The 21,681-nt window shown below is 35.2% G+C and carries 25 protein-coding genes; 14 read left to right on the top strand and 11 right to left on the bottom strand.

Annotated elements, in window-relative coordinates; all coding sequences use genetic code 11:
• Window positions 1–77: 77 nt before the first annotated feature.
• The 6 genes from FFONT_RS04845 (at window position 78) to FFONT_RS04825 (ending at window position 4,368) form a co-directional block, all read left to right on the top strand.
• Entirely contained in the window at window positions 78–572 is a 495-nt protein-coding gene (locus FFONT_RS04845) for an HIT family protein (protein WP_148683667.1), read from the top strand.
• Window positions 573–622: 50 nt separating this feature from the next.
• On the top strand, window positions 623–796 hold the full coding sequence (locus tag FFONT_RS07005; RefSeq protein ID WP_158308319.1) for a hypothetical protein: 174 nt from the start codon (window positions 623–625) through the stop codon (window positions 794–796).
• Between the two features lie 48 nt (window positions 797–844).
• Window positions 845–1,540 (top strand): UMP kinase, encoded by a 696-nt coding sequence (gene pyrH, locus FFONT_RS04840; RefSeq protein WP_014558114.1) that lies wholly within the window; start codon window positions 845–847, stop codon window positions 1,538–1,540.
• Between the two features lie 278 nt (window positions 1,541–1,818).
• Window positions 1,819–2,274, top strand: coding sequence for a universal stress protein (locus FFONT_RS04835; protein ID WP_014558113.1), 456 nt, complete (start codon window positions 1,819–1,821; stop codon window positions 2,272–2,274).
• A gap of 19 nt (window positions 2,275–2,293) precedes the next feature.
• A complete protein-coding gene (locus FFONT_RS04830; protein WP_014558112.1) occupies window positions 2,294–2,959 on the top strand; it encodes a hypothetical protein in 666 nt (221 codons plus the stop codon).
• A gap of 68 nt (window positions 2,960–3,027) precedes the next feature.
• Window positions 3,028–4,368: a glycerate kinase type-2 family protein gene (locus FFONT_RS04825; RefSeq protein ID WP_158308318.1), complete on the top strand. Its 1,341-nt coding sequence runs from the start codon at window positions 3,028–3,030 to the stop codon at window positions 4,366–4,368.
• Between the two features lie 2 nt (window positions 4,369–4,370).
• On the opposite strand, the gene FFONT_RS04820 is transcribed toward FFONT_RS04825, so the two are convergent.
• Together FFONT_RS04820 and FFONT_RS04815 are read right to left on the bottom strand one after the other, a co-directional pair.
• Entirely contained in the window at window positions 4,371–4,649 is a 279-nt protein-coding gene (locus FFONT_RS04820) for a PolB1-binding protein PBP2 family protein (protein ID WP_014558110.1), read from the bottom strand.
• Window positions 4,634–4,816, bottom strand: a complete 183-nt coding sequence (locus FFONT_RS04815; protein ID WP_148683665.1) for a ribbon-helix-helix domain-containing protein — start codon at window positions 4,814–4,816, stop codon at window positions 4,634–4,636. The genes FFONT_RS04820 and FFONT_RS04815 overlap by 16 nt, the downstream gene beginning before the upstream one ends.
• 282 nt (window positions 4,817–5,098) lie before the next feature.
• Here FFONT_RS04815 and FFONT_RS04810 point away from each other — a divergent pair, with 282 nt between their 5' ends.
• Window positions 5,099–6,712 (top strand): hypothetical protein, encoded by a 1,614-nt coding sequence (locus FFONT_RS04810; protein WP_014558108.1) that lies wholly within the window; start codon window positions 5,099–5,101, stop codon window positions 6,710–6,712.
• Window positions 6,713–6,886: 174 nt separating this feature from the next.
• Here the strand turns inward: FFONT_RS04810 and FFONT_RS07345 are convergent, their stop codons facing one another.
• Complete coding sequence (locus FFONT_RS07345) at window positions 6,887–7,057, bottom strand: hypothetical protein (protein WP_425276990.1); 171 nt, start codon at window positions 7,055–7,057, stop codon at window positions 6,887–6,889.
• A gap of 116 nt (window positions 7,058–7,173) precedes the next feature.
• Here FFONT_RS07345 and FFONT_RS04800 point away from each other — a divergent pair, with 116 nt between their 5' ends.
• Complete coding sequence (locus tag FFONT_RS04800; RefSeq protein WP_014558106.1) at window positions 7,174–8,343, top strand: MFS transporter; 1,170 nt, start codon at window positions 7,174–7,176, stop codon at window positions 8,341–8,343.
• 93 nt (window positions 8,344–8,436) lie between these two features.
• Here the strand turns inward: FFONT_RS04800 and FFONT_RS07000 are convergent, their stop codons facing one another.
• Both FFONT_RS07000 and FFONT_RS04795 read right to left on the bottom strand, forming a co-directional pair.
• Entirely contained in the window at window positions 8,437–8,601 is a 165-nt protein-coding gene (locus FFONT_RS07000) for a hypothetical protein (protein ID WP_014558105.1), read from the bottom strand.
• A gap of 181 nt (window positions 8,602–8,782) precedes the next feature.
• A complete protein-coding gene (locus FFONT_RS04795; protein WP_014558104.1) occupies window positions 8,783–8,995 on the bottom strand; it encodes a biotin/lipoyl-containing protein in 213 nt (70 codons plus the stop codon).
• Between the two features lie 119 nt (window positions 8,996–9,114).
• Here FFONT_RS04795 and FFONT_RS04790 point away from each other — a divergent pair, with 119 nt between their 5' ends.
• From FFONT_RS04790 to fbp, 6 genes are all read left to right on the top strand, one after another.
• Window positions 9,115–10,680: an acyl-CoA carboxylase subunit beta gene (locus FFONT_RS04790; RefSeq protein ID WP_014558103.1), complete on the top strand. Its 1,566-nt coding sequence runs from the start codon at window positions 9,115–9,117 to the stop codon at window positions 10,678–10,680.
• Between the two features lie 400 nt (window positions 10,681–11,080).
• Entirely contained in the window at window positions 11,081–11,716 is a 636-nt protein-coding gene (gene psmB / locus FFONT_RS04785; protein WP_014558102.1) for an archaeal proteasome endopeptidase complex subunit beta, read from the top strand.
• A 431-nt stretch (window positions 11,717–12,147) separates the two neighbouring features.
• Window positions 12,148–12,753 carry a tRNA(Phe) 7-((3-amino-3-carboxypropyl)-4-demethylwyosine(37)-N(4))-methyltransferase gene (locus FFONT_RS04780; RefSeq protein ID WP_014558101.1) on the top strand — a complete coding sequence of 202 codons (606 nt, stop codon included), beginning with the start codon at window positions 12,148–12,150 and terminating at the stop codon, window positions 12,751–12,753.
• Window positions 12,740–13,723 (top strand): thiamine-phosphate kinase, encoded by a 984-nt coding sequence (locus FFONT_RS04775; protein WP_014558100.1) that lies wholly within the window; start codon window positions 12,740–12,742, stop codon window positions 13,721–13,723. The genes FFONT_RS04780 and FFONT_RS04775 overlap by 14 nt, the downstream gene beginning before the upstream one ends.
• Window positions 13,724–13,736: 13 nt before the next feature.
• Entirely contained in the window at window positions 13,737–14,825 is a 1,089-nt protein-coding gene (gene rtcA, locus FFONT_RS04770) for an RNA 3'-terminal phosphate cyclase (protein ID WP_014558099.1), read from the top strand.
• 79 nt (window positions 14,826–14,904) lie between these two features.
• On the top strand, window positions 14,905–16,005 hold the full coding sequence (fbp, locus tag FFONT_RS04765) for a fructose-1,6-bisphosphate aldolase/phosphatase (RefSeq protein ID WP_014558098.1): 1,101 nt from the start codon (window positions 14,905–14,907) through the stop codon (window positions 16,003–16,005).
• A gap of 631 nt (window positions 16,006–16,636) precedes the next feature.
• Here fbp and FFONT_RS04760 read toward each other — a convergent pair.
• The 6 genes from FFONT_RS04760 to FFONT_RS04735 form a co-directional block, all read right to left on the bottom strand.
• A complete protein-coding gene (locus FFONT_RS04760) occupies window positions 16,637–16,813 on the bottom strand; it encodes a preprotein translocase subunit Sec61beta (protein ID WP_014558097.1) in 177 nt (58 codons plus the stop codon).
• Between the two features lie 38 nt (window positions 16,814–16,851).
• Window positions 16,852–17,325, bottom strand: coding sequence for a RecB-family nuclease (locus tag FFONT_RS04755; RefSeq protein ID WP_014558096.1), 474 nt, complete (start codon window positions 17,323–17,325; stop codon window positions 16,852–16,854).
• A 115-nt stretch (window positions 17,326–17,440) separates the two neighbouring features.
• Entirely contained in the window at window positions 17,441–17,845 is a 405-nt protein-coding gene (locus tag FFONT_RS04750) for a CopG family ribbon-helix-helix protein (RefSeq protein WP_158308317.1), read from the bottom strand.
• A 211-nt stretch (window positions 17,846–18,056) separates the two neighbouring features.
• Window positions 18,057–18,875 (bottom strand): FAD-dependent thymidylate synthase, encoded by an 819-nt coding sequence (gene thyX / locus FFONT_RS04745; RefSeq protein ID WP_014558094.1) that lies wholly within the window; start codon window positions 18,873–18,875, stop codon window positions 18,057–18,059.
• A gap of 12 nt (window positions 18,876–18,887) precedes the next feature.
• A complete protein-coding gene (locus FFONT_RS04740) occupies window positions 18,888–19,553 on the bottom strand; it encodes an NERD domain-containing protein (protein WP_014558093.1) in 666 nt (221 codons plus the stop codon).
• A 15-nt stretch (window positions 19,554–19,568) separates the two neighbouring features.
• Window positions 19,569–21,572 carry a V-type ATP synthase subunit I gene (locus FFONT_RS04735; RefSeq protein ID WP_014558092.1) on the bottom strand — a complete coding sequence of 668 codons (2,004 nt, stop codon included), beginning with the start codon at window positions 21,570–21,572 and terminating at the stop codon, window positions 19,569–19,571.
• Window positions 21,573–21,681 lie beyond the last annotated feature (109 nt).

Below are 21,681 nucleotides of genomic sequence, written 5' to 3'. Positions count from 1 at the left end.
TATTTAATCTTCCTTTTGAATTTAAAATAATAAGATAGTGATTTGGTTAAAATATCAATTACACTGAGATGAGAAAAATGAAAATTCTATGGGCTCCATGGCGCTCCGTTTATATTAAAGAAATTTCTAAGGAAGAAAAGGGAAGCTGTATTTTCTGTAAAGTTATTGCTGAAAAAGATGATAATAAAAACTTAGTAGTTTTCAGAGGAAATAAAACGTTTGTTATAATGAACAAATATCCCTATAACTCGGGGCATTTAATGGTAGTGCCCTATAAACATGTCTCTCGTATAGAGAATCTTGATAATGAAGAGTTACTTGAATTGTCAACGTTGATCGTTAGAAGCGTAAAAGTATTAACTGAACTGTACAGACCCGACGGGTTCAATATAGGTATGAACATCGGCAGAGCAGCTGGCGCGGGGATTGAAGACCACATACATGTTCACATAGTTCCTAGGTGGATAGGCGATACAAACTTTATGCCGGTTATCGGAGAAACTAGAGTTATATCAGAGAACCTAACTGAGGCATATGCAAAGATTAAAGAAGCTTTTCAGAAAATAAAATAATTAGCGATGATTTTGTCCTCGATCTCTGAAAAATGATGAAGGCGTTAATTATGAGCTCTAAAGTTGAAGATAGACTAGAACTTATAAATACTTATGTTATAAATGGAATTAAAAGGTATGTTTTTAGGGACATGAAAACAAAAATATATTTGAATGTTGCAGCAGATACGGAAGAAGAAGCAAAAAGTAAGGCTAAGGATATACTATCTAAAGTTGCAACTTAAATGAATAATCCTCAAACTTGAAATGATGTATTCCGAGGTAATTCTAGAATGAGTAGAACCCCTATAGTTATTAAAATTAGTGGCAGTTTCATTCAGCCTGACAAACCTGATGCCATAAGAAATTTTTCAAATGTATTAATAGAATTATGGGAAAGCGGCTATAGGCCAGCAGTAGTTGTTGGTGGAGGCAATACTGCAAGAGATTACATTAATGCAGCAAGAAAATTAGGCGGAAACGAATCAGTTCTTGATCTTATAGGGATAGAAGTAACTAGGCTTAACGCATATCTTCTTATACTATCGCTAGGCAGTTATGCAGTTCCATATCCTCTAGAAAGTATAAATGATATTTTAAAAGTAAAGGATGACCCTCTTGAGAGAATCATAGTAATGGGTGGTCTGCAACCAGGTCAATCTACAAATGCTGTTTCCGCAATATTAGCTGAAGTCATTGGTGCAAAAAATATAATCAATGTAACAAAAGTTGATGGAATATATGATAAGGATCCTCTTTTAAATAAAGATGCAAAGCTTATAAAGAAAATAACAACTTTGCAACTTAGAGAACTGCTAAAACAACACAGCAGTGAGGCAGGAAAATACGAACTCTTTGATCCTTTAAGCTTATCTATTATTGAGAGAAGCAAATTAATCGTTAAAGTAATCAGTGGAAAAGATCCGGAGAATATTAAAAAAGCATTTACAGAGGAAGTAGGAAGTGTCATACTGCCAAGTGATTTCTGATCTTTTCTAAGCTACAAAAAGCTTTTTCGTTCAAAATTAACTCTTTTTATATTAGTAAAACTTTCATGTTGTAATAATATACTTAAACTTTAAATAATAGAGACTTCTGGTTATAAAAATTAAATAATATTAAAAGTCAATAGACAATCAGCGATGATTTTTTCTTAAATCTGAAACATGATGATGAAGGGCCAAAGCTATGAGCTATTAATAAAAATTTAAAACATATGAAAATAGCTTTATATATAAAATATTAATAATACATTTTAGTACTAGGGGTGAAAAATATTTACGAGAAAATAGTAATAGGTTTCGATGGTAGCGCTTCATCAAGATTAGCTCTTCAGAAGGCTTGCGAGTTAGGGGAAAGATTTGGCTCAGAACTTAACGTAGTTTTGGTAATTGAGCCTTTAGATGTCTATTATGGAGAGCCAATACCTGATGTTGAAATCAGCAAACAAAAAGAAGCTGCAAATATGATTATTGAAAAAGCTAAAAAGATTGCTGCAAATTATAAAATAAAAAACGTGAACTACATGGTAAAGTATGGAGTACCTGCAAATGAAATAATGAAAACCGCAACAGATATAAAGGCAGATTTAATTGTTGTTGGAAGAAAAAGCAAAAAGGGTTTATTAGAAAAAGTATTACTGGGTAGCGTAAGTCAATCTATAGTAAACTTAAGCAAAGACATAGATGTACTCATAACCCCATATATAGAACCAACTGATTAAGTACAATGGGTTTTGCAAATTGTTTAAAAATATACCAAATTATCCGGAGATACCAGTATTAAGAGAGAGCGGTATGATTTATCCGCCGGTAGCATTTATAATTTATATGATAAATCCGTTTGTGTCTCCTGATGTTCTCTTTCTCTATAACATATATTTAAGAGCTAACTTAGAAGCTAACAAAGAGATTTTTGTCGGAAGTTATGGTGAAGATGTAGAGAATTTAATTTCTGTTTCCTCATATCCTACCCCATTGATTTCTAAACTCAGAGAATTTTTAAGCCTAACGAATATTCACTATAGGTACTATACTTCAATAGAAGAAATGATAAAGTCTCTAGAGCTTAATTTCAGGAGTGCTGACCACATATATTACTACATTCCCTATTTGAGCGAAAACGATGAAAAAATGCTTTTTAGGCTTGTTCAGTCCGTAAAAAAAGCAAAACAAAATACCAATAAAAATTTAACTATAACTTTCTTCATTGATGAGAATGTTATAGGAAACAGAAACTCATACATGCTTTATGACGGCGATATTTTATTTAAAGCATATTTTGACGAAAAAACGTACAGAAGATATATTAAACTAATAAAAATGAGATTTTTTGAACCTAGAAGTATAAATATTGAATATGTAATAGATAATGATATCATTAGATTTAATCTTATTCGATCACTTTAAAAATTTCTAGCAAAACTAGTTGTGTCTCGAGTGTGATTTAAAAAATGGTAATAAAAACTGGGAAAAAAATGCCCGAAAAGCTAGAAACGATATTAAAAGAAAGCGTTAGGCTTGCAGATATTCAATATTACATGAAGAAAAGAGTTAGGCTTGAGGGGGAATGTCTCATTATAAAGAACGAAAAGGAGAATAAAGAATATAAAATAACCATAAAAAACAAAAGAGTTCATCTTATAAGCTTTGGAAAAGCTTCTCAAAAGATGGCTGAGTTTGCTTTAAACCTTCTAGGCAGTAGAATTATAGATGGAATAGTTGTAAAGCTTAAGTTTGCCGAAAAGATCTCTGAATTTCCTCAAAATATAAAGGTAATAGAGGCGAATCATCCGGTTCCCGATAGTGGAAGTATAGAAGCAGCAAAGAGTATTCTCAATTTAATTTCAAATGCTAGCGAAGATGATTTGATGCTTTTTCTAATCTCAGGAGGTGGTTCAGCTATGGTGGAACTTCCTATAGATCCTATAACTTTGGAAGATGCTGAAAAGGCTTTTTCGCTTTTAATAAGAAGTGGCGCAACAATTCACGAAATAAATGCCGTAAGAAAGCATATTTCTCAAATCAAAGGAGGAAAACTTGCTAAAAAAGCCTATCCTGCTGAGGTTGTCTCCTTAATTGCAAGTGATGTCCCTGGCAACTATATTGATGTAATTGCTAGCGGTCCAACAGCTCCAGACATGAGTACTTATAGCGATGCCTATAGAATTCTTGAGCAATATGAAATTCTCGACAAAATACCAAAAAGCGTTTTAGAAGTGATAGAAAAAGGTTTAAGAGGAGAAATTGAGGAAACTCCAAAACCTTTAGATAAAGTTTTTGAAAGAGCGCACAACTTTTTAATCGCCGCACCCTCAGATCTAGCAAAAGAGGTTTCAAGTTATGTTTCAAAAATAGGATACAATTCTTATGTGCTCACATCAATACTTCAGGGAGAAAGTGGAGAGGTAGCTAAGGCTCTCTCATCAATTGCAATTGATACGAAGAAGGGAAATACTTCCTTTGCTCTTCCTACAGCACTGATATTAGCCGGTGAGACAAATGTCAAAGTAAAAGGTAGTGGGAAGGGAGGTAGGGCTATGGAACTTGTAGCTTACTTTTCGAGGGAAATAGCAGGAATTGATGGAATAAGTATTTTTGCTATAGACACGGACGGCATGGATGGTAGTACTACATCAGCAGGTGCATTTGCAGATTGCAACACATGGAGAAAAATATTCAAAAAATATGGCTTAAAAGCTTTTGATGAATTGAGAAATAACAATTCTTATGAATTACTTGACTCGCTTGGGTACACAATCTATACAGGTCCAACTGGCTCAAATCTGAACAATCTCATTTGTATTTTAATCGATTGATCTTATATGAGCTGTTTCTTATACGATCTTAACTTCTCTCTTACAGTTTTACTAAGATTGTAACACCCAGTGCCTCTTTCTAGCAATCCCTTACTTATCAATATTTCTATAACGCTTTCCGGATTTTTTATCCCATAAACTCTTTCTAGCTCTCTAACAGCCAAGATTTCCCCTACAGATAAGTTTGTCAAAAAATAATCCATGACTCTGTACTCTTCTTCGCTTAGTCCTGGGTATAATTTTTTAAATACTGATAAAGAAAGTCTTATTCCTCTATCCAACTTTCCTTCCCTTTTTTGTTAAAATGTGTCGAGATAAGAGATCCAATGGCATATCTTATCGCTTCGCTTCTGCTTTGAAAGATCTTATCTTCTACCAGTCTATCTATTGCACTTGCCATTTCTGGCGGAATCTTACATGTTACCAGCACAAATTTATTTTTTGGCATTAAAAATCACTTCTTTTCCAATATAAGAATTAAAAATGCTTAGGTTTTTAAACTGACCGTTCCCTATGATATAATCTTTCTCTCAACATTTTAGAAGTGCAATTAGGTCTGTATTAATATAGCTTTATCTGATCTCTTTGCCTTCCATGAAGAAGAATGTTCTTTTCAGGGGGTCTGATCTTATTTAGTAGAAGATATGTCTTTCATATAAGAGGAACTTGTAAAAATTAAAAATATATCTATACAGTAAATTTTATATATTTAAAAAAAGCGATAATTTAGATGGTGAAAAGCCTGAGAAGGTTTTTTCTAATTGTTGTTATTGTTTCGATTCTTGTCATTACTACAATATCTTATGCCCTCTTCCTCTCGCCAAAACCAGGCTTATACTTTTCCCCCTCTCTATACTCATTCGAATCGAACATGACAAATGATATATCTTCTCTTCTTGATAATAAAAACGTTGTATGGCACATACATGTTTCCGCAATAGCTCCATTCCTCTCGAACAATGACTTCGTAGACCTTCTCGACTCCTGCTATTCAGGACAGGGTGCCGCTTACATACCTTACGAATCATTTAAACCAGTTGTAGATTCGTGGCTTACAGTGCTCAAACAAAGGCACCTCGATCCTAATTATTTCACAACATCCCTCATAATTTCTGTAGAGGTCTTCAACAAAACTGATGGAAAAATCCTCTACAGTGCATTCGACACGATGAAGTATAGACCTATAGACTTCTCTTTTCCAAAAGGCGTGCTGGTAAAGTTGAACATAGACGGTAATGGAGTAAGCTTTGATGAGAAGAATTTGTGGATATTAAGCCTTCCCATACTCCTCGCTGAGCCTGAAAATACAAATAGCACATTTAATGGAAGTAAACACACCCAGCCCTTATCCCAGATCGAGACAACAATATCTTATATAGCTCCAGAGAACCTTACGGGCCTTCTTCCTGGAGACTTCTTCAAACAAGAAAACGGAAAGCTTTACATGAAGGTACCTATACTCATCATTGACAACACCCAGTCCAACAATTCAGCCACAATGGGAGGATCGATTGATATAAATATAAACGCAGCAAAAGACTACTCTTTAGGAATATATCCTGCTTTTTCCGCAGGAAACGACATCTTCAATAGCCTAACACAGGGGATATTGCCTAACGTAAATATAAGGCTTGGCTCCGGGCAAACTTGGGGATCCTACTATTTCGGTTATATGATAAATGTCCCTCCGGGAAGTGCGAAGTGGATATACATATGGGCAAGGCCAGTCATAAAGTTCACTATAATCCACTACTACAACCCAATATCCTACGCTGATTATACAGAAGATAGAGTATATGCACTTGTAACGGATGTGCTTTCCTACAACAATGCCATAGAAGGGGGAATTGAAAGTGGGTTACCGCCACAGCCCATTATGAACAATTTATTCGTTGGGACTAACGAGACAAGAGTGGCTGTTCCCACTTTCACGATAGGTGGGATACTTCCAGTGAATGGATCTATTCCTTTCGCAATTTTGTTCAACTACTATGACAAATGTAAAACAAACTTTGAAGTTGGTCTAGCGATAGGATCCTTGCTTGGTAGCTCAGCATGCAGTGTTCTTCCAGGTCTAGAAGGTGTTGCTTGCGGAGTTGCTACAGAATTTGTCTCGACATTTTCCAACTCTCTCTCATCAATGGATCCATTATACATGATAAACGGGGTAGTACAGAATGAGGGGCAACTGTTTGAATACGGATATAACGTTCCAGTAATCCTAGACATGAGGGTGAGTAAGCTCAGCTATATCGTCCCTCCTCCATCTTACTGCTTTTGGTGCTCCAACTGCACTTTCTCCCCGCCCGTTGCACTTTACTTTAAAGCGATACCAGCTGGCTAATCTTTTTGAAAATCAATATGATTTTAACAGAATTTTAAACTAAAACTTCTAACTTTGAAGAAAATCTTTCAACGATATTAAAAGTGTATATGTTCTATAGACAGGAGGAATCTGACCTCCTTCCCGCCTTAAAGGGCGAGGGTTCCCCTTAGGGAATTCATCGGTTCCTCGTATCTATTCGTGAATACATCTTTCATCTGCAGGGCATTCGAGAGGATCTCTGATCCCCCCCATATGGAGAATGGATAAAGCCCTCCTCTCAATGTTTAGAATCGCTATGTGGTCTCTCTTTCCCTCGAAACCGCATCTGTGGCATTTTAATCTTCTGTAGCCGTTCTCCCTCAGCTTAGATCCGCATACTGGGCACGTCGATGATGTTCTCCTAGGGTCAACAGCTGCAATTTCTAAGTGTTTTTACTTTAAAACCTAAATTAACAATTAATGAACCTTTGGTGTAGTTTATGTGGTTTTTCATAGCGATCCTCTTTTTGTCTTTGCTATCATTCCTCGATTTAGGCATATTTACATATATAGGCTATTCGTTTAACGTATCCCCTTTAGTTTATGGAATAATTGCCGCTACCTGGAGCCTTATCTACATAATTTCTAACAAGCTTTTTGGTAATCTTGCTGATAAAGGTGAGAATAAGCTATTAATGCTGATTTCACTGATTAACATATTTGTAGCAACTTTTCTCTTTTCTAGAGGAAGCCTTGCCTATATCGCAATAGCCTATATGTTTCATGCCATTAGTGTATCTACCGCGAATCTTTCCGTTAGTTCTAGCATTTTTGAGCTTACTGATAGTGAAAGCTGGTGGAAGTATTCAGCCGCACAAAGGCTTTTAGTGTATTTGATTAGAGGAACGACATTATTACTAATCTCTACGGGAATTTTGAGCCTAAGCATTTTCCAAGTTCTGATGATCGCTACTGCTATTGCTGCCATTTCAGCAATAGTTTTGCCTTCGATTGGAGTTAATATTGAAAGAAAATTGCATCTTATCAACAAAAATGTTAGTAACGTTATAGAATATTCAAATATGAAAAGCCTTGCTGCTATAAACTTGGAAAACCCTACAGGATTGCAAGGGGTACTAGAAGGATTTAAGTTAAAAGAGGGGGGCGTTTCTTCGAAAAATATACTTCTCTCCCTATTCTTCGCTATAGCAATGGGAGATTTCATGTTTACTATTATGCCATTATTGATTAAAGGAGATATCTCACTGAATACTTTATGGATATCACATGGAATAACTGGAATAGTAATCGGTATATCTTTAGTGCTTATGTCAAAAATCCTTAAAGGTAGCAAAAAAAGTGCGACCTTTTTTGTTCTGCTCAGAGGATTATGGCTAGCTTTAGGTATTCCGTTATTATTCAAACCTTCAGGCTTAATCTTATATTTGATTATAATGTATTTATCTTCTTCTGCAATAGATACGATATTTTACAATTTATACTCAGAAACAAATAGTGGATACGGAGCAAACAATTATTTCATTGTAAGAGAGATGGGAACGCTGTTTGGCTCTTTAATAGCAGGAATGATAATGACCTTTGGGTTAACGGCAATAATAATATCACTCGCTTTAATGTGCACAATTGCCCTTATCTCAATCGATATTTAATTATTTAAGCGCTTTTTCCACAAAAGAGCACTGAAAATCCCCGCTTCTTTTTCAACTGAAAGTTCCGCCTTTCAGAACGGAGAAGGTCTGATTCTAGCCTAAGAAAACATACCTTTTGCCCTTCTTCTTATCATATACATAAATTAAGTTTCTTTTTTTATCTATTGAAATCCAATACCTATATCCTACATGCTCATTGATATTCTCTTTAAGCATGTTTTTAATTGTTCTTCTCGCATATTTTTCCAGCCATTTCATATTTTCACTCTGCTTGTCTGAGAAACAAAGCTTAGAAATTTTAATCATGTAAAATAAGCCTAATCGTACTACTTTTTATTATAAAAAATTATTGTTTTAAAGTTAATGTATAAAAGGTGATGTTCTAGCTATCATAGAATATCATACTGTCTTAGTATAAAAATATTTTCTGTTTAAAAATTTAAGAGATTTCAAGCAAAGGCTTATCTTTTTGAACAAAATCGCCTTTGCTTACAAATATTTTTTCTACTTTCCCGTCCTTCGGAGATCTTGTTTCTATTATCATTTTCATTGATTCGATCTTAAGTAAAACTTGGTTTTTCTTTACCTCGTCTCCATCCTTTACAAGGATATCAACAATTTTTCCTGGAACCTTACTTGTAACTACTACCATAGCTATCAGCTCTTTCTAAATAAAACTTAAAAGTTTAATAATTTTTGCAAATGCTTATTTACGTTATTTGTTAAAACTTTTTATAAAAATTTTCGACAGAAATACATGAGTTGAAGGTCATGGAAGAACTGAGAGAAGAATTTAAAAAACTTATCGAATTGAGGAATAAAATTTCTAAAGGTGATAGTGAGTACATAAAAAAGCAACATGAAAAAGGTAAGCTAACAGCAAGGGAAAGAATAGATCTCCTAGTTGATCCCGGTTCCTTTGTGGAAATTGGGGCATTTGTGACCCATAGAGCAACGGGATTCGGACTTGAGACAAAAAAACAGCTTGGAGATGGCGTTATAACTGGTTATGGCAAAATTAACGGAAGGACTGTGTTTATTGCTTCACAAGATTTTACTTTTATGGGAGGGAGTCTTGGAGAAGCGCATGCAGAAAAAATTGTAAGAGTGCTAGATTTAGCAATAAAATCTGGTTCACCAATGATTTTTTTGAATGACAGTGGAGGGGCTAGAATCCAGGAAGGAGTAGATAGTCTTAAAGGATATGGAGATATATTTTACTTAAATGTGAAGGCGTCTGGATTTATTCCTCAAATTGCAGCTATATTGGGACCAGCAGCGGGAGGAGCTGTATATAGTCCTGCTCTAATGGATTTTATAATAATGAGTAGAAAGAACAGCTATATGTTTGTAACAGGACCAAAGGTTGTTAAAGCCGCAATAGGAGAAGAAGTAGACGAATATAGTTTGGGAGGGGCAGAAATTCATGAACAGAAAAGCGGAGTTGCAAGCTTAGTAGGCGAAACGGAAGAGGAGGCTTTAAATTTAATAAAGAAGCTTTTAAGCTATCTACCAAGCAATAATAGAGAGGATCCGCCTTATGTGAAAAGTGAGGATCCTGTGGAAAGAGCAGATAAAGAGCTTGACTCTATAATACCAACAGATCCAAACGCTCCATATGATGTTAAGGAAGTAATTACTAGAGTTCTAGATAAGGACACTTTCTTTGAGATACAGCCTAATTGGGCGCAGAATGCAGTCATAGGATTTGGAAGGATCGGAGGAAGAGTTGTCGGAATAATTGCTAATCAACCAATGTACTTGGCAGGGTCTTTGGATATAGACTCTTCAGATAAAATTTCAAGGTTCATAAGATTTCTCGATGCCTTCAACATATCTATAATAACATTTGTAGATGTGCCTGGCTTCTTGCCAGGAACTGTTCAGGAGTATGGCGGGGTTATAAGGCATGGCGCTAAAGTAATATATGCTTATAGTGAAGCGACTTCACCGAAAATTACTGTAATAATGAGGAAAGCATATGGAGGTGCCTATATTGCTATGGGAAGCAAACACCTTGGCGCTGATTATGTTCTAGCATATCCGTTTGCTGAAATTGCTGTTATGGGTCCAAGGGGAGCCGTTGAAATTCTTTACGGAAAAGAATTGGCATCTTTAAAGGATATGTCAGAAAAACAGGAATTTTTAAATAGAGTAGCCAAAGAATATAGAGAGAACATTACCAACCCTTATGTTGCCGCATCTAGAGGTTATATTGACGATGTAATTTTCCCAAGTGAAACGAGGACTTATCTAGCGAGGGCGCTTGAAGCATTTGCGTCAAAAAAGAAGGAAGAAAGGCAAATTAATAAAAAACACGGAATAATGCCAGTTTGAAAATCCTATATATGTCATTTTTATATTGGTTTTTATTCTATTTGACAATTTTCTAAGAGACGTTTATCTAGTAATCCATAGACCTATACTTAATCAAAATTAGATTTTAAAGATGTTATTGAACATAAGCTACCTCACCCTAAAGAGTGAGGCTTTTGTATTCAAATAGAGCTTTACGTTCCAACCTCTCCCGCTTAAGCGAAAAGTTTTCTGAGAATCCATCTTTATAATCCAGATTTAATTTGGTCTTTTATGATTTTCTTCTTCCTAGTATATAGTGGAGAAATATTAGAAGCAGAAACTACAAGACTAGTTTGTAAGCTGTTTGAGTTTCAAGATTATAGTAATAAATATTTAAATTCGTGTCTTCTAATTATAAGTTAACGAAAGGGTGATTATAGTGTATTTTGACCGAAACGTTAAGAATTCTGAAATATATGAAAAAGCTCTTCATGGAACAACAACTGTGGGTCTAATAGCAAAGGATGCTGTTATACTTGCAGCTGATAGGAGAGCAACTGCGGGGACCTTCATTGCTCATAGAAAAACAAGAAAAATATTAAAAATTACCGATAAAATGGCGCTTACAACAGCGGGTTTAGTTGCTGATGCACAAGTTCTTGCTGACTGGCTTAACACACAAATGAATTATCTAACAATAACAAAGAAGCAACCTGTCACAGTAAGAGAGGCAGCCCATCTTCTTTCCCTCTTGCTATACAGATACAAACTATTTCCATTTTACGTTCAGCTTATACTAGGAGGATACGATACTGCTCCAAGACTATTCTCCTTAGATTTATATGGAAGCTTGGTTGAAGAGAAATATACCTCTACTGGAAGCGGATCTCCAATTGCAATAGGGGTGCTCGAAGATGGATATAGGGAAAATATGAGCCCTGAAGAGGCAAGGAAGCTTGCAGTCAAGGCTGTACAGATGGCATTAAAGAGAGATTCTGCAACCGGAGATGGAGTTGATAGTGTTATAATTACTAGTGAAGGGATAAAGGAGTTCAGTGATCCTGTACAACCCTGACCTACTTTCTTCCCTTCAGGAATAAGTTCCTTTTGAGCGATTTATAAGTTTCCCGCATCCGTTTGTTTTTCCGTTTCTCTCATGAAAAATAGTCGGGAGTGGTCAGAGATCCCCTATCTGGAACTTTATCTGGGTTGGCTATCCATCTTTGAGTCCTGAAACAATCCCTCATTCAATACATACACTGCTTTAATAGCATCATCAATGAAAATTAAAGCTTAGAAAAGCTTATAGAACTTTATCCCCGCATTGAAAGGCAAAGCTTTCGGTTGTAAGAAACAAATAAAGCTCTTAGTAAAAAAATAGCAAAAAATTTAATTGACGCATATGCTTATACTTAAAAATCGTGCAAAGTTCTAGCCAAAAAATAATTAAAGTAAGTAAACATTTTTAGCACGCAATCAAACATTAAAATCGTTGAGTGATCAAAAATGCTTGTTGCAGATGTCAATGTTTGGAAAAATAAAAAAACGATGTTCATCAAAAGGATCGAAAGTGATAGAGAGATAGGATATTTAGATCCTGGGATAGATGAGACTCTATCCCTAATTAACAAAAGAGAGAAGAGCTATACTACAAGCTCCTGCTCAGGACGGATATCGATTGTTGATACAGATTATTTATGGAAAAGGAATGAGCTTCCTTTAATATTTAAAAAACATTCTGAGGTTAGCTCTGAAGAATTAATTTCAATATTTAAAAAAGAACCTATGAATACATTTTGGCTTATCGTAAGCGGTCCAATACTTCATGTGAGAACTTTAGACATTGAAGAAGCGCTTTTTATTTTAAATGCGGGTAGGGAGGCAGGATTTAAGCATTCAGGAATAATGAGCTATTCTGAAGATGGCTACCTTGTAGAACTTATAAGCGGAACTCAGTTTAATTTCCCAATAAAAAACAAAAATGGCTATTTGATAAACATAGAAAAAATAGATTATATAGCTAAGCTTGCAAATAGCGCTCTAGTTGATGGAAGGAGAAAGCTAGAGAAACTTAATCAGTTTTTAAAGGAGAAGGAAAATGAGATCCGATAAGCTTTCAAGCGTTGGAGAAATAAAAGCTATAGAGCGACTTTTAAAGCAATACAAAGCATTTTATAGGAAGGATTTTTGCTTTCCTATAGACGATGACGTTCAAGCTTTCTATAACTGCAAGATCTCTATAAAAATTGACGGATATTGCGAGAAATATAGTAGGTACCCATGGGAAAGATGGAGCAATTGGGGGTGGAGAGCTATTACTGGAACTGTAAGCGATCTTTATGCAAAGGGATATACTCCTTTCGGAGTAGTTTACAGTTTAGGGCTTCCGAAAAACTTTCCCTTGAGCAAACTTGAAGATATATCAATTGGCATAAAAAAAGCTATGAGAGAATATGATTTGAGCTTTTTAGGAGGAGATCTTAATGTAAGTTACAAATATGCATGGATAGATGTAGCAGCTTTAGGGACGCATAGCACCTCTTATATATTTCCAAGATCTGGAGCAAAAGCGGGCGACCTCGTGTTCACTACTTTAGTAAATGGATATGGGACTTCTTCTTTGCTATTTTTTGCTTACAAAAACAGACTGTGGAACAAGCTTCCTAGAGAGTTTTTGAATTACACGCCGAGGGCGGTAAAGGAATTTCCATTAGTTTCTAAAGCAATTAAAGTGAATTCTTCTATAGATTCAAGCGATGGTTTAGCAAAGAGTTTATGGATTTTAGCAAAATCAAGCAATGTTGTAATTCATATTGACAATATTCCGATTCATGGAAAAGTGATCAGTTATCTTAAAAACTTCAACTTAAATATTGAAGAGTTTGCTCTTTATGGCGGAGAAGAGTACGAGGTAATTTTTACTACCAGTGAAAAAGAAGATAGAGTTATACGAGTTTGCAAGAGTGCTGGAATAGAATGTATAAAGATAGGAAAAGTAATAGAAAAGAGTGACAAACCGAAAATCATTTTTAACAATAGAGAAATAAAACCAGAGGGCTGGGATCAGTTTTTAAGCACTTAATTGGGTGACCACATTGAATAAAATTATAACCATCGACGGTAGCCTGGGGGAAGGAGGAGGGCAAATTTTAAGAACTTCTTTGGCTCTTTCAGCTATACTCGGCATGCCATTGAAGGTAATAAACATAAGAGCAAAAAGGGAGAACCCGGGACTACAGCATCAACACATAACTGCAGTAAAAGTGGTCTCTGCCTTAAGTAATGCAAAAACTGAGGGTCTTTATCTAGGAAGTAAAGAGCTACTTTTTTACCCAAATAAGCTCTCTGGTGGGAATTTTGAATTTGATGTAGGAACTGCTGGAAGTGTAATGCTTGTACTTCAGGCAATTCTTCCTATTTTACCTTTCCTTGAAACCAGCACCAAAATTGTATTAAAAGGAGGAACAGATGTTCCTGGTGCTCCTACCTTTGATTACTTTAAAAACGTAACATTGGAGCTTTTAAAGCGTATTGGAATCGACATGAAGGCGAATATTAAAAGAAGGGGATATTACCCAAAGGGAGGAGGAATTGTTGATATATTTATAGAGAGCCCAAAAGGAAGGTTAAAAAACATAGAATTAGTAAAGCGGGGAGAATTGAAAAAAATAAAAATATTTAGTGTTGCTCACAAATTACCATCACATATAGCAAAAAGGCAGGCGTTATCTGCTCAAAGTTTTTTAGAAGAAAGACTTCAGGGTATCCTGTACGAGACAGAAATTGAAGACGATGAAAAGAATCATGAACTCGCATCATTTAGTCCTGGGACTTCTATTTCTATAATAGCTGAGGCAAAAGAAAGTATTCTCGGAGGAGACTCTCTTGGAAAGAAAGGAAAACCTGCGGAAAAGGTAGGAGAAGATGCCGCAAAAGTCTTAATTGAAGATATCTCTACTCAAATGGCGCTTGACAGATTTATGAGCGATATGATAATACCATTTTTAGCTTTAGCAAAAGGTAAAAGCAAAGTGGGCGGCTCTAGGCTGACGCTACACGCTATTACAAATATTCTTGTAATTGAAAAAATACTAAATATAAAAGCAAAAGTATTAGGCAAGCAAGAAGAACCTTTTATAGTTGAAGTTGATGGAATTGATCCTTTCAGTTTGTATGTTAAATGAGTAAATAAGCGGTTTTTCTAAGAGAATATATTTATTAGATGTACATAAAAAGATAAAATATTTGTTAAGGTGATATTAAATGAGCACTGGTAAAAAAGTTACATTGAGCATTATAAAAGCAGATGTAGGCGGTCTTGCTGGACACCATGTAGTGCATCCCGACCTAATAGCAACAGCCACTAGAATGCTTTCAGAAGCAAAAGAGAGCGGAATAATAGAAGATTTCTATGTCACTAATGTTGGTGATGATCTGCAACTCATAATGACACACTACAGAGGCGTGGATAGCAAAGATGTTCACTCGTTAGCGTGGGATACTTTCAAAGAAGCGACAAAAGTTGCACAAAAGCTAGGTCTTTATGGAGCTGGTCAGGATTTGTTGAGTGATGCATTTTCCGGAAATGTAAGAGGCATGGGTCCAGGCGTAGCGGAAATGGAATTTATCGAAAGAACTAGTGAACCTGTCGTTGCTTTTATGGCAGATAAAACTGAACCTGGTGCATTTAACCTTCCATTTTACAAGATCTATGCTGATCCATTTAATACAGCTGGGCTTGTCATAGATCCTAAGTTACACAGTGGTTTCAAATTTGAAATTTGGGATCTAATTGAACATAAACAGTATTTCTTGAATGCTCCAGAAGATTCTTATGACATATTGGCGCTTATCGGAACAACCGGTAGATTTACTATAAAAAGAGTTTACAGAAAAGATAATAATGAGATTGCAGCTGCAGTAAGTAGCGAAAGACTTAACCTAATTGCAGGAAAATATGTAGGAAAGGACGACCCTGTTGCTATAGCGAGAGCTCAGTCGGGATTTCCAGCTTTAGGAGAAATACTAGAGCCATTTTCATTTCCACATCTAGTAGCCGGATGGATGAGAGGTAGCCATAATGGACCTTTAATGCCAGTCTCTCAAAAAGATGCCAGATGTACTAGATTTGATGGTCCTCCGAGAATAATAGCATTAGGCTTCAATATAAAAGATGGAAAGCTTATAGGTCCAACTGACCTATTTGATGATCCTGCGTTTGATGAAACCAGAAGAACAGCCCAGATAATAGCCGATTATATGAGAAGGCATGGACCTTTCATGCCACATAGATTAGGGCCAGAAGAAATGGAATATACCACTCTTCCTCAAGTTTTGAAAAAGTTAGAAGAAAAGAAAATCTAAATTTTTTATTTTTTATTATGATTTGATATTTCTTTGTTTAATATCAGGAAGTTTTTAAATAAAAATTCATTCACTAAAAAATAATAAGAATTGAAAAAATATGAATAAAAATATTAGGAAAGTAAAAGACCAATTATATTATACCCCGCTGTTTTAAGAGAGCTCCCATAAGACCCGAGATAAACGGGACAATGAATGGGGGTGTTGGCAGCGGGGGAAAATCGGTTTTTGGTTTCTGCAAAAATATTTATGAACTTTGAATTCTATTGTGTCGATAATGCTCAATGTTCCTCGGATTTTGAGCTTTATATAGAAGAAAGTTGTGTATCTTTTATTTGTCGATTGAAACGTATAGCAAATATCTCAAAAACAATGGTCTCCAATCTTCATAAATGACGAAGCATTTATCATAAGCAAAAAATAGAAATCTGTAAATATTATTCTGCTTCCTTCCGTATGTTTTCGTGTACACATTCTTTCAATTGAAATACATAAGAATGGTCAAAGAACCTCTCCAGATCTTTTCTCTAAGCCGTCAGTCTTTCATCTTTTCCATAGGTTCAATCATCAATAAAGCGCATGCGTATGAAATTTGGAAATTGTGCCACCTAGGAAGTGAAAAAGAAGCTTTTTAGGGTAAGAGCACCCTTAAGGCTACAACAATACCTATAAAAGCTATTGAAATTATGATTATAGTTGTAGGGGTTATTGTAATTTTTGCACTAGTATCTTCATAAAAGCTTATTAGCCCAGCAGCAGACATTAACCCGCTTGGTTTTTTCTTCTTTTCTTTAGATTTTGATGACATCGTTTTTTCCTCTGCGATGCTTGATATTTATATTTATGTTAAGAAATTAAAATATTTTTTGCCAACATACTCATGAAGATTCCAAACTCAACCTGCGGCGGCAACTCTTTTTCTATGCCAGATATTTTTAAATATGTGGCATTTGGAAGAAGCTCATTTTTTCCGAAGCCTACGTCATTACCAGAGAATATAAGTAATATTCTATCATTATCCTTAAGTCCAAGCTGTTCTAAAGATTTAAACTCAACTCCATAAGCTTGAGTAAACTGAAATATTTTATATCCTTGAAAAAATTGTAGAAAATCCCCGATATCTTGCAAAATTAAAAAATTGACGTTACTTTTAAATAACGCTTTGCTTATTTCAGCGATCCCATACTGCGCTGCAGCTCCTGTAACCCTTGAAATCGCAAAAGTATTTATGAATTTTTTATACGCTTGCACAGTCTTAAAGAAATCCGAAAGCCTATATGTGCTACTAATATCGTGCAATCCAACTACTATTTCTACCATTACTCTTCATCTCACCATATGGCTTAATCGAAATTAATTTTCTATCCCTAAAAAACTTTTGATAGATTATTAAATAAAAACGGAAACGATTTCTATTCTTCATAGAAGGTTGCAATTATTTCTTGTATGGAACGATGGAATACTGTATCTGCATCACTCCATGTAGCCCGCTTAGAGATTGATACAGTCTTTTTATTCTGCTGACCTCACCCTTTATAGCAATTATAAGCAAACATTCTTCCTTACTAACATGAACGTGCAAAGCTGAAACAATGACATCCATATATTCGTGCTGAATATCAGTTATCTTTTCCTCCAACCTACCAGTTTCATGGTTATAAAGCATAATTATAGCTCCTGCTACTGATCCTTTACTGAGTAACCACCTGTTTCTCGCAACAAACTCGCTTGCAGCATTTTGCAAAGCCTTGGATCTAGAATTTATTCCCAGCTCTTTTGAAACTTCCTCTAATTCTTTATATAACTCATATGGAAATGAAACACCGAATTTTACAACCAAAAGCCTCGCCATTTATGGTAAAGATGACAAATTTATATAATTCTTAAGGCATCATTTCTTATTTAAGTTTAATGTTAAGAGTTTCAGGACTGGTGGAGTTTTTATCTTTGATTGCTTATATGGAGGATTAGTTCCGAATTAAAAACAAGTGATCTTTAAAAATGTAATGATTTTATTGCCCATATTGTTATTTAATTTTAAATGCTATCGCTCATATTTTATTTTCTCCGTTATTCGGATTTGCGCTCTCTAGAAACTCTCTGATGTCATTTAATGCCGTTCTTACGCAGAGCTTTATGTTTTCTCTTGCAACTCCTTCTGGACATTTCTCTATAATTAAATTGATATTGTCATTTTTAAGCAACTCCTCAAGCTCTATAGGTTTCATTCTTGCCATGTTTTCCAGCTGAAGGCATCTTGGTCCAACGAACTTCCAAAGATCTGGATGAATGCTTTTTACTATGTAATAAATGTTCCAAGCTAGTGCCCTAATTTCCCACTGTGCTTTCATACACATCCTCAAACCAAAAAAATTAAGAAGCTCTCTTGCATTCATAGTCACTACGATCTTTGTTTTTACTGCTTGCGGTAGAACATATCTCGCATCTTCTGGAGGCATTCCCATATTTATTAATTCTTGATACTCTTCGAAGCTTTTCTTTATAGAATTTATATATTTCTCTAAAGCTTTGTCTCCCTTCTTCAGAATGCTTTTTGGTATCACGTAATAATTTTCAATTTCTTTAATTCTCTTATATCTTTGACTTAGCTGACTATAGCTCGCAAGCCTGTGTCTAACAAGCTGATGCGTAAGAACTCTTGATACGTCTTCAATAAGAAAGGTATATGTGCAGTGCTCCCAAGGGCTTGTATGTCCTCTTGACATCGTCTCCTTTAGCCACTCTTTTTTCTCATCTTCCTTCATCTCATTCCAGCTTTCCGAGAATTCCTTTTGAGTTATTGTCTGCTTGGCAGCTACGGCGATAAGCTTCTCGCATTCTTTAGTATAGCTTATCAGCGTAACTTTCATTTTTCTTACCTACTATTCAATTTTAACACTGATTCTAATTATCAGTTCTAGCAATTTATCTATTTCTATGAGGAAGTTCAAAAAGCTCTTAATAGGAACGACGGGGACTGAGTTTAGCAATCCATAGTTTTTAGAAACTAAAGTAACTAAAACTGGAACCAATTTAACTTCACACGGCCTTCTTATGCATGCTTTATTGCCAAGCAATAACAAGAATTCCTCATTTTCTAGCAAAAGCTTTGTCCTTTCCACTTGCTTATTTGCTGCAAATTCTATCCTTCCTCTTGAGGCAGATCTTGGGGACCAATGCTTGCAGTCAACTATTAAAGCTAAACCTGTTTTAATTGCAACTATGTCGATTTCAGCCCGAGAAGGCTTTCTAATTCTGTAGTTTCTAAGGACTTCATACCCATATTGTTCTAATATTTCACTTAGCTCTTTTTCAAAGTCTTTCCAAGATAAGTATCTGGAAACCACATAAGGTGAAATACCTTTATGTATCGCAGATATAGCAAGTTCTAGTCTATTTTCTACACTGACAATGCCATCTTCTATATTGATCCCTCTTAGATCTTCTATTAGCTTTTTAACTAGAAATTCGTTTGTTAACGATATTTCCGCAAGATAAGAGATCGTCGCCTTATTCTCTTTTAGAAGATAATTTACAATGCTTTCCAAATCGATTTACCTTTGTTAAATCATTACTATCCTTGCAAATGGTGTGGCAGGTTTAAACGGTATTCCTGTTCCACTGTAAAATTTAGTGAACCATTCGTAATAGTGCAACCTCATTGTGTGAGCAAACACTACGATTCCTTCCAAAGCAGCTGCAAGAAGGTTCCCAAAAATATATATTGTTATCCCTGCAATTGCGCCGATGGTACCCTTCCAGACGAGAAGAGCCATAATAGTAAATGCGTACATAACTCCAATATGTGCAACGCTGAGACCCAAAATTCTTAAAAAGCTCGCTGTATTGCCTATGAGCATTATGCCCGTTTCAAAAGTTTCAATGAACGATGTCGTCAATGCTGAGATCCCTGCCTTTACTCGTTTCTTTGAGACATAAAATAAAGGCTCAAACAAAAGAAGCATAAAAAGAGAGGCTAAAACACCGAATCTTATTAGCATTACCTCAAAGCCTGGACCTCCGAAGACTGCTTCTTTTATCAATCCTCCTGCCACGCTTGGAGAGTAAATGAGGAAGGGATACAAAGCTAGCGAGAATGCGAGAAATTTTGGCAATTTTATTGCTACCGCATCAAAATATTCTCTTGCCATCAAAGAGTTTATAAGTCCAAATAGTGTGCCCGAAATTAGTAGAATGGAGCCTATCTTAAGAGAGATATTTATGAGGAAGTATATGGATAGCGAGCCTTCTTCAAATGGGGACGGAATTATTGGATGTCCGTTCCAAAGTAACTGTGAAAGATTAGTCAGGCTTCCAAAAAATTCTCCTGATAAAATTCCGGTCACCATGCCTGCTATGCCTAAATATATTGCCAAGAGACCTGTATTGTACCAACCTTCTCTCCCTTTCGATGCTTTTATCATATATATACCAAAGAGCAAAACGAGTAGCCCGTGTCCTAGATCAGGAAACATTATGCCGAAAATTATGGGAAACGTGATAGCCATAAAATATATGGGGACAATTTCATGCGGCAAAGGATACCCATAATTCTCTACAAGCATACTGAAAGGTTTCAGCAATTTATTAACCTTAATTTCTGTGGGAAGTTTTTCTTCTTTAACAGCTTTAAGTGTAATTTCTTCCCATATTACCAATATTCTATTGTCAAGAGCTTTCTTTATAAAAGAAATGATTTTTTCTGCTTCGTAAGCAGGAATGTAGCCTCTAACATAAGAAAAGTAATCGGTATTTTTGATCTGTGAATAAATTCTCAATGCTTCTTTAACTGTATACATTCTAGAATACAAATCCTTTAGATATACTTCTTTTGCCTTAATTTTCTCCTCTAACTCTTCTATTTTCTTATCAAACTCACTTATCTTTTTCTTAAGCTCTTCATATGCAAGATGGAAATTTGAGGGAAGATCTTTTGGTATTACAACTTCAGAAAACCCTGATTCTGCAAGTATTTTTTCTATCTCCTTTTCATCTTCTTTTTTGTATAAAATTACAGCAACATTGCTCTCTTCTCCTTTTTCAACAAATATATAACAGTTGAATTTTCTCATTTTTTCAAGAAATGAAGGTATCATCTCGATATCTATATAACCAACTTTAAATCCCAAATAGCCATATTTTTTCTCTTCATTTAAGTCAAAATCAAGATCTTTCAATGGTTCAATCTCTTTTAAAAACGCATCAATTTTTTCTCTATCACTCTTTGAGCTTTTAAGCTCTGATATGATAGGTTCGATTTCCTTCTCAAGCATATCATATTCTGCAGAGATACTCTTAGCAGTCTCTATCCATTTTGATACTTTTATTTCTCCTCCATTTCGAATTCCATATATATTTATATCACTTAAAATACTTGAAAATTTATTTACCTTACCTTCGATTTCTTGCGAATATCTTAAAATTTCATTATTATATGACCCTGGATAGGCTATAGACAGCTCTGCAGGATGAAACTTTTCTGTAAGCATCAAAGATGTTACAAGCTTGTCACTGTAATCTTTAGGAACAATTAACGTAATGCCTGTAACGCTATTCGGAATAAACATCTTGATTTACCTTGAAAGATTTCTAATCAAACAGAAAGCAAACTTTAATTAAATTTTAATTATTTCTATTAATGTCAATATTTTTATAGTTTTTTTAATTAATTACTAT

It is taken from the genome of Fervidicoccus fontis Kam940 (assembly GCF_000258425.1).
Lineage (GTDB): Archaea > Thermoproteota > Thermoprotei_A > Sulfolobales > Fervidicoccaceae > Fervidicoccus > Fervidicoccus fontis.
The sequence above is the reverse complement of the archived record's forward strand: the minus strand, read 5'-3'. Positions and strand labels throughout refer to the sequence as shown.

What these genes read in the sequence shown, in the direction of transcription:
- pyrH (WP_014558114.1), top strand. Translation starts at nt 845, where the DNA reads ATGAGTAGAACCCCTATAGTTATTAAAATTAGTGGCAGTTTCATTCAG.
- thyX (WP_014558094.1), bottom strand. Translation starts at nt 18,875, where the DNA reads ATGAAAGTTACGCTGATAAGCTATACTAAAGAATGCGAGAAGCTTATC.
- FFONT_RS04790 (WP_014558103.1), top strand. Translation starts at nt 9,115, where the DNA reads ATGGAAGAACTGAGAGAAGAATTTAAAAAACTTATCGAATTGAGGAAT.
- FFONT_RS04760 (WP_014558097.1), bottom strand. Translation starts at nt 16,813, where the DNA reads ATGTCATCAAAATCTAAAGAAAAGAAGAAAAAACCAAGCGGGTTAATG.
- FFONT_RS04815 (WP_148683665.1), bottom strand. Translation starts at nt 4,816, where the DNA reads ATGCCAAAAAATAAATTTGTGCTGGTAACATGTAAGATTCCGCCAGAA.
- FFONT_RS04800 (WP_014558106.1), top strand. Translation starts at nt 7,174, where the DNA reads ATGTGGTTTTTCATAGCGATCCTCTTTTTGTCTTTGCTATCATTCCTC.
- FFONT_RS04755 (WP_014558096.1), bottom strand. Translation starts at nt 17,325, where the DNA reads ATGGTAGAAATAGTAGTTGGATTGCACGATATTAGTAGCACATATAGG.
- FFONT_RS04775 (WP_014558100.1), top strand. Translation starts at nt 12,740, where the DNA reads ATGAGATCCGATAAGCTTTCAAGCGTTGGAGAAATAAAAGCTATAGAG.
- FFONT_RS04810 (WP_014558108.1), top strand. Translation starts at nt 5,099, where the DNA reads ATGGTGAAAAGCCTGAGAAGGTTTTTTCTAATTGTTGTTATTGTTTCG.
- FFONT_RS04795 (WP_014558104.1), bottom strand. Translation starts at nt 8,995, where the DNA reads ATGGTAGTAGTTACAAGTAAGGTTCCAGGAAAAATTGTTGATATCCTT.
- FFONT_RS07000 (WP_014558105.1), bottom strand. Translation starts at nt 8,601, where the DNA reads ATGAAATGGCTGGAAAAATATGCGAGAAGAACAATTAAAAACATGCTT.
- FFONT_RS04825 (WP_158308318.1), top strand. Translation starts at nt 3,028, where the DNA reads ATGCCCGAAAAGCTAGAAACGATATTAAAAGAAAGCGTTAGGCTTGCA.
- FFONT_RS04780 (WP_014558101.1), top strand. Translation starts at nt 12,148, where the DNA reads ATGCTTGTTGCAGATGTCAATGTTTGGAAAAATAAAAAAACGATGTTC.
- FFONT_RS04735 (WP_014558092.1), bottom strand. Translation starts at nt 21,572, where the DNA reads ATGTTTATTCCGAATAGCGTTACAGGCATTACGTTAATTGTTCCTAAA.
- FFONT_RS07005 (WP_158308319.1), top strand. Translation starts at nt 623, where the DNA reads ATGAGCTCTAAAGTTGAAGATAGACTAGAACTTATAAATACTTATGTT.
- FFONT_RS04845 (WP_148683667.1), top strand. Translation starts at nt 78, where the DNA reads ATGAAAATTCTATGGGCTCCATGGCGCTCCGTTTATATTAAAGAAATT.
- fbp (WP_014558098.1), top strand. Translation starts at nt 14,905, where the DNA reads ATGAGCACTGGTAAAAAAGTTACATTGAGCATTATAAAAGCAGATGTA.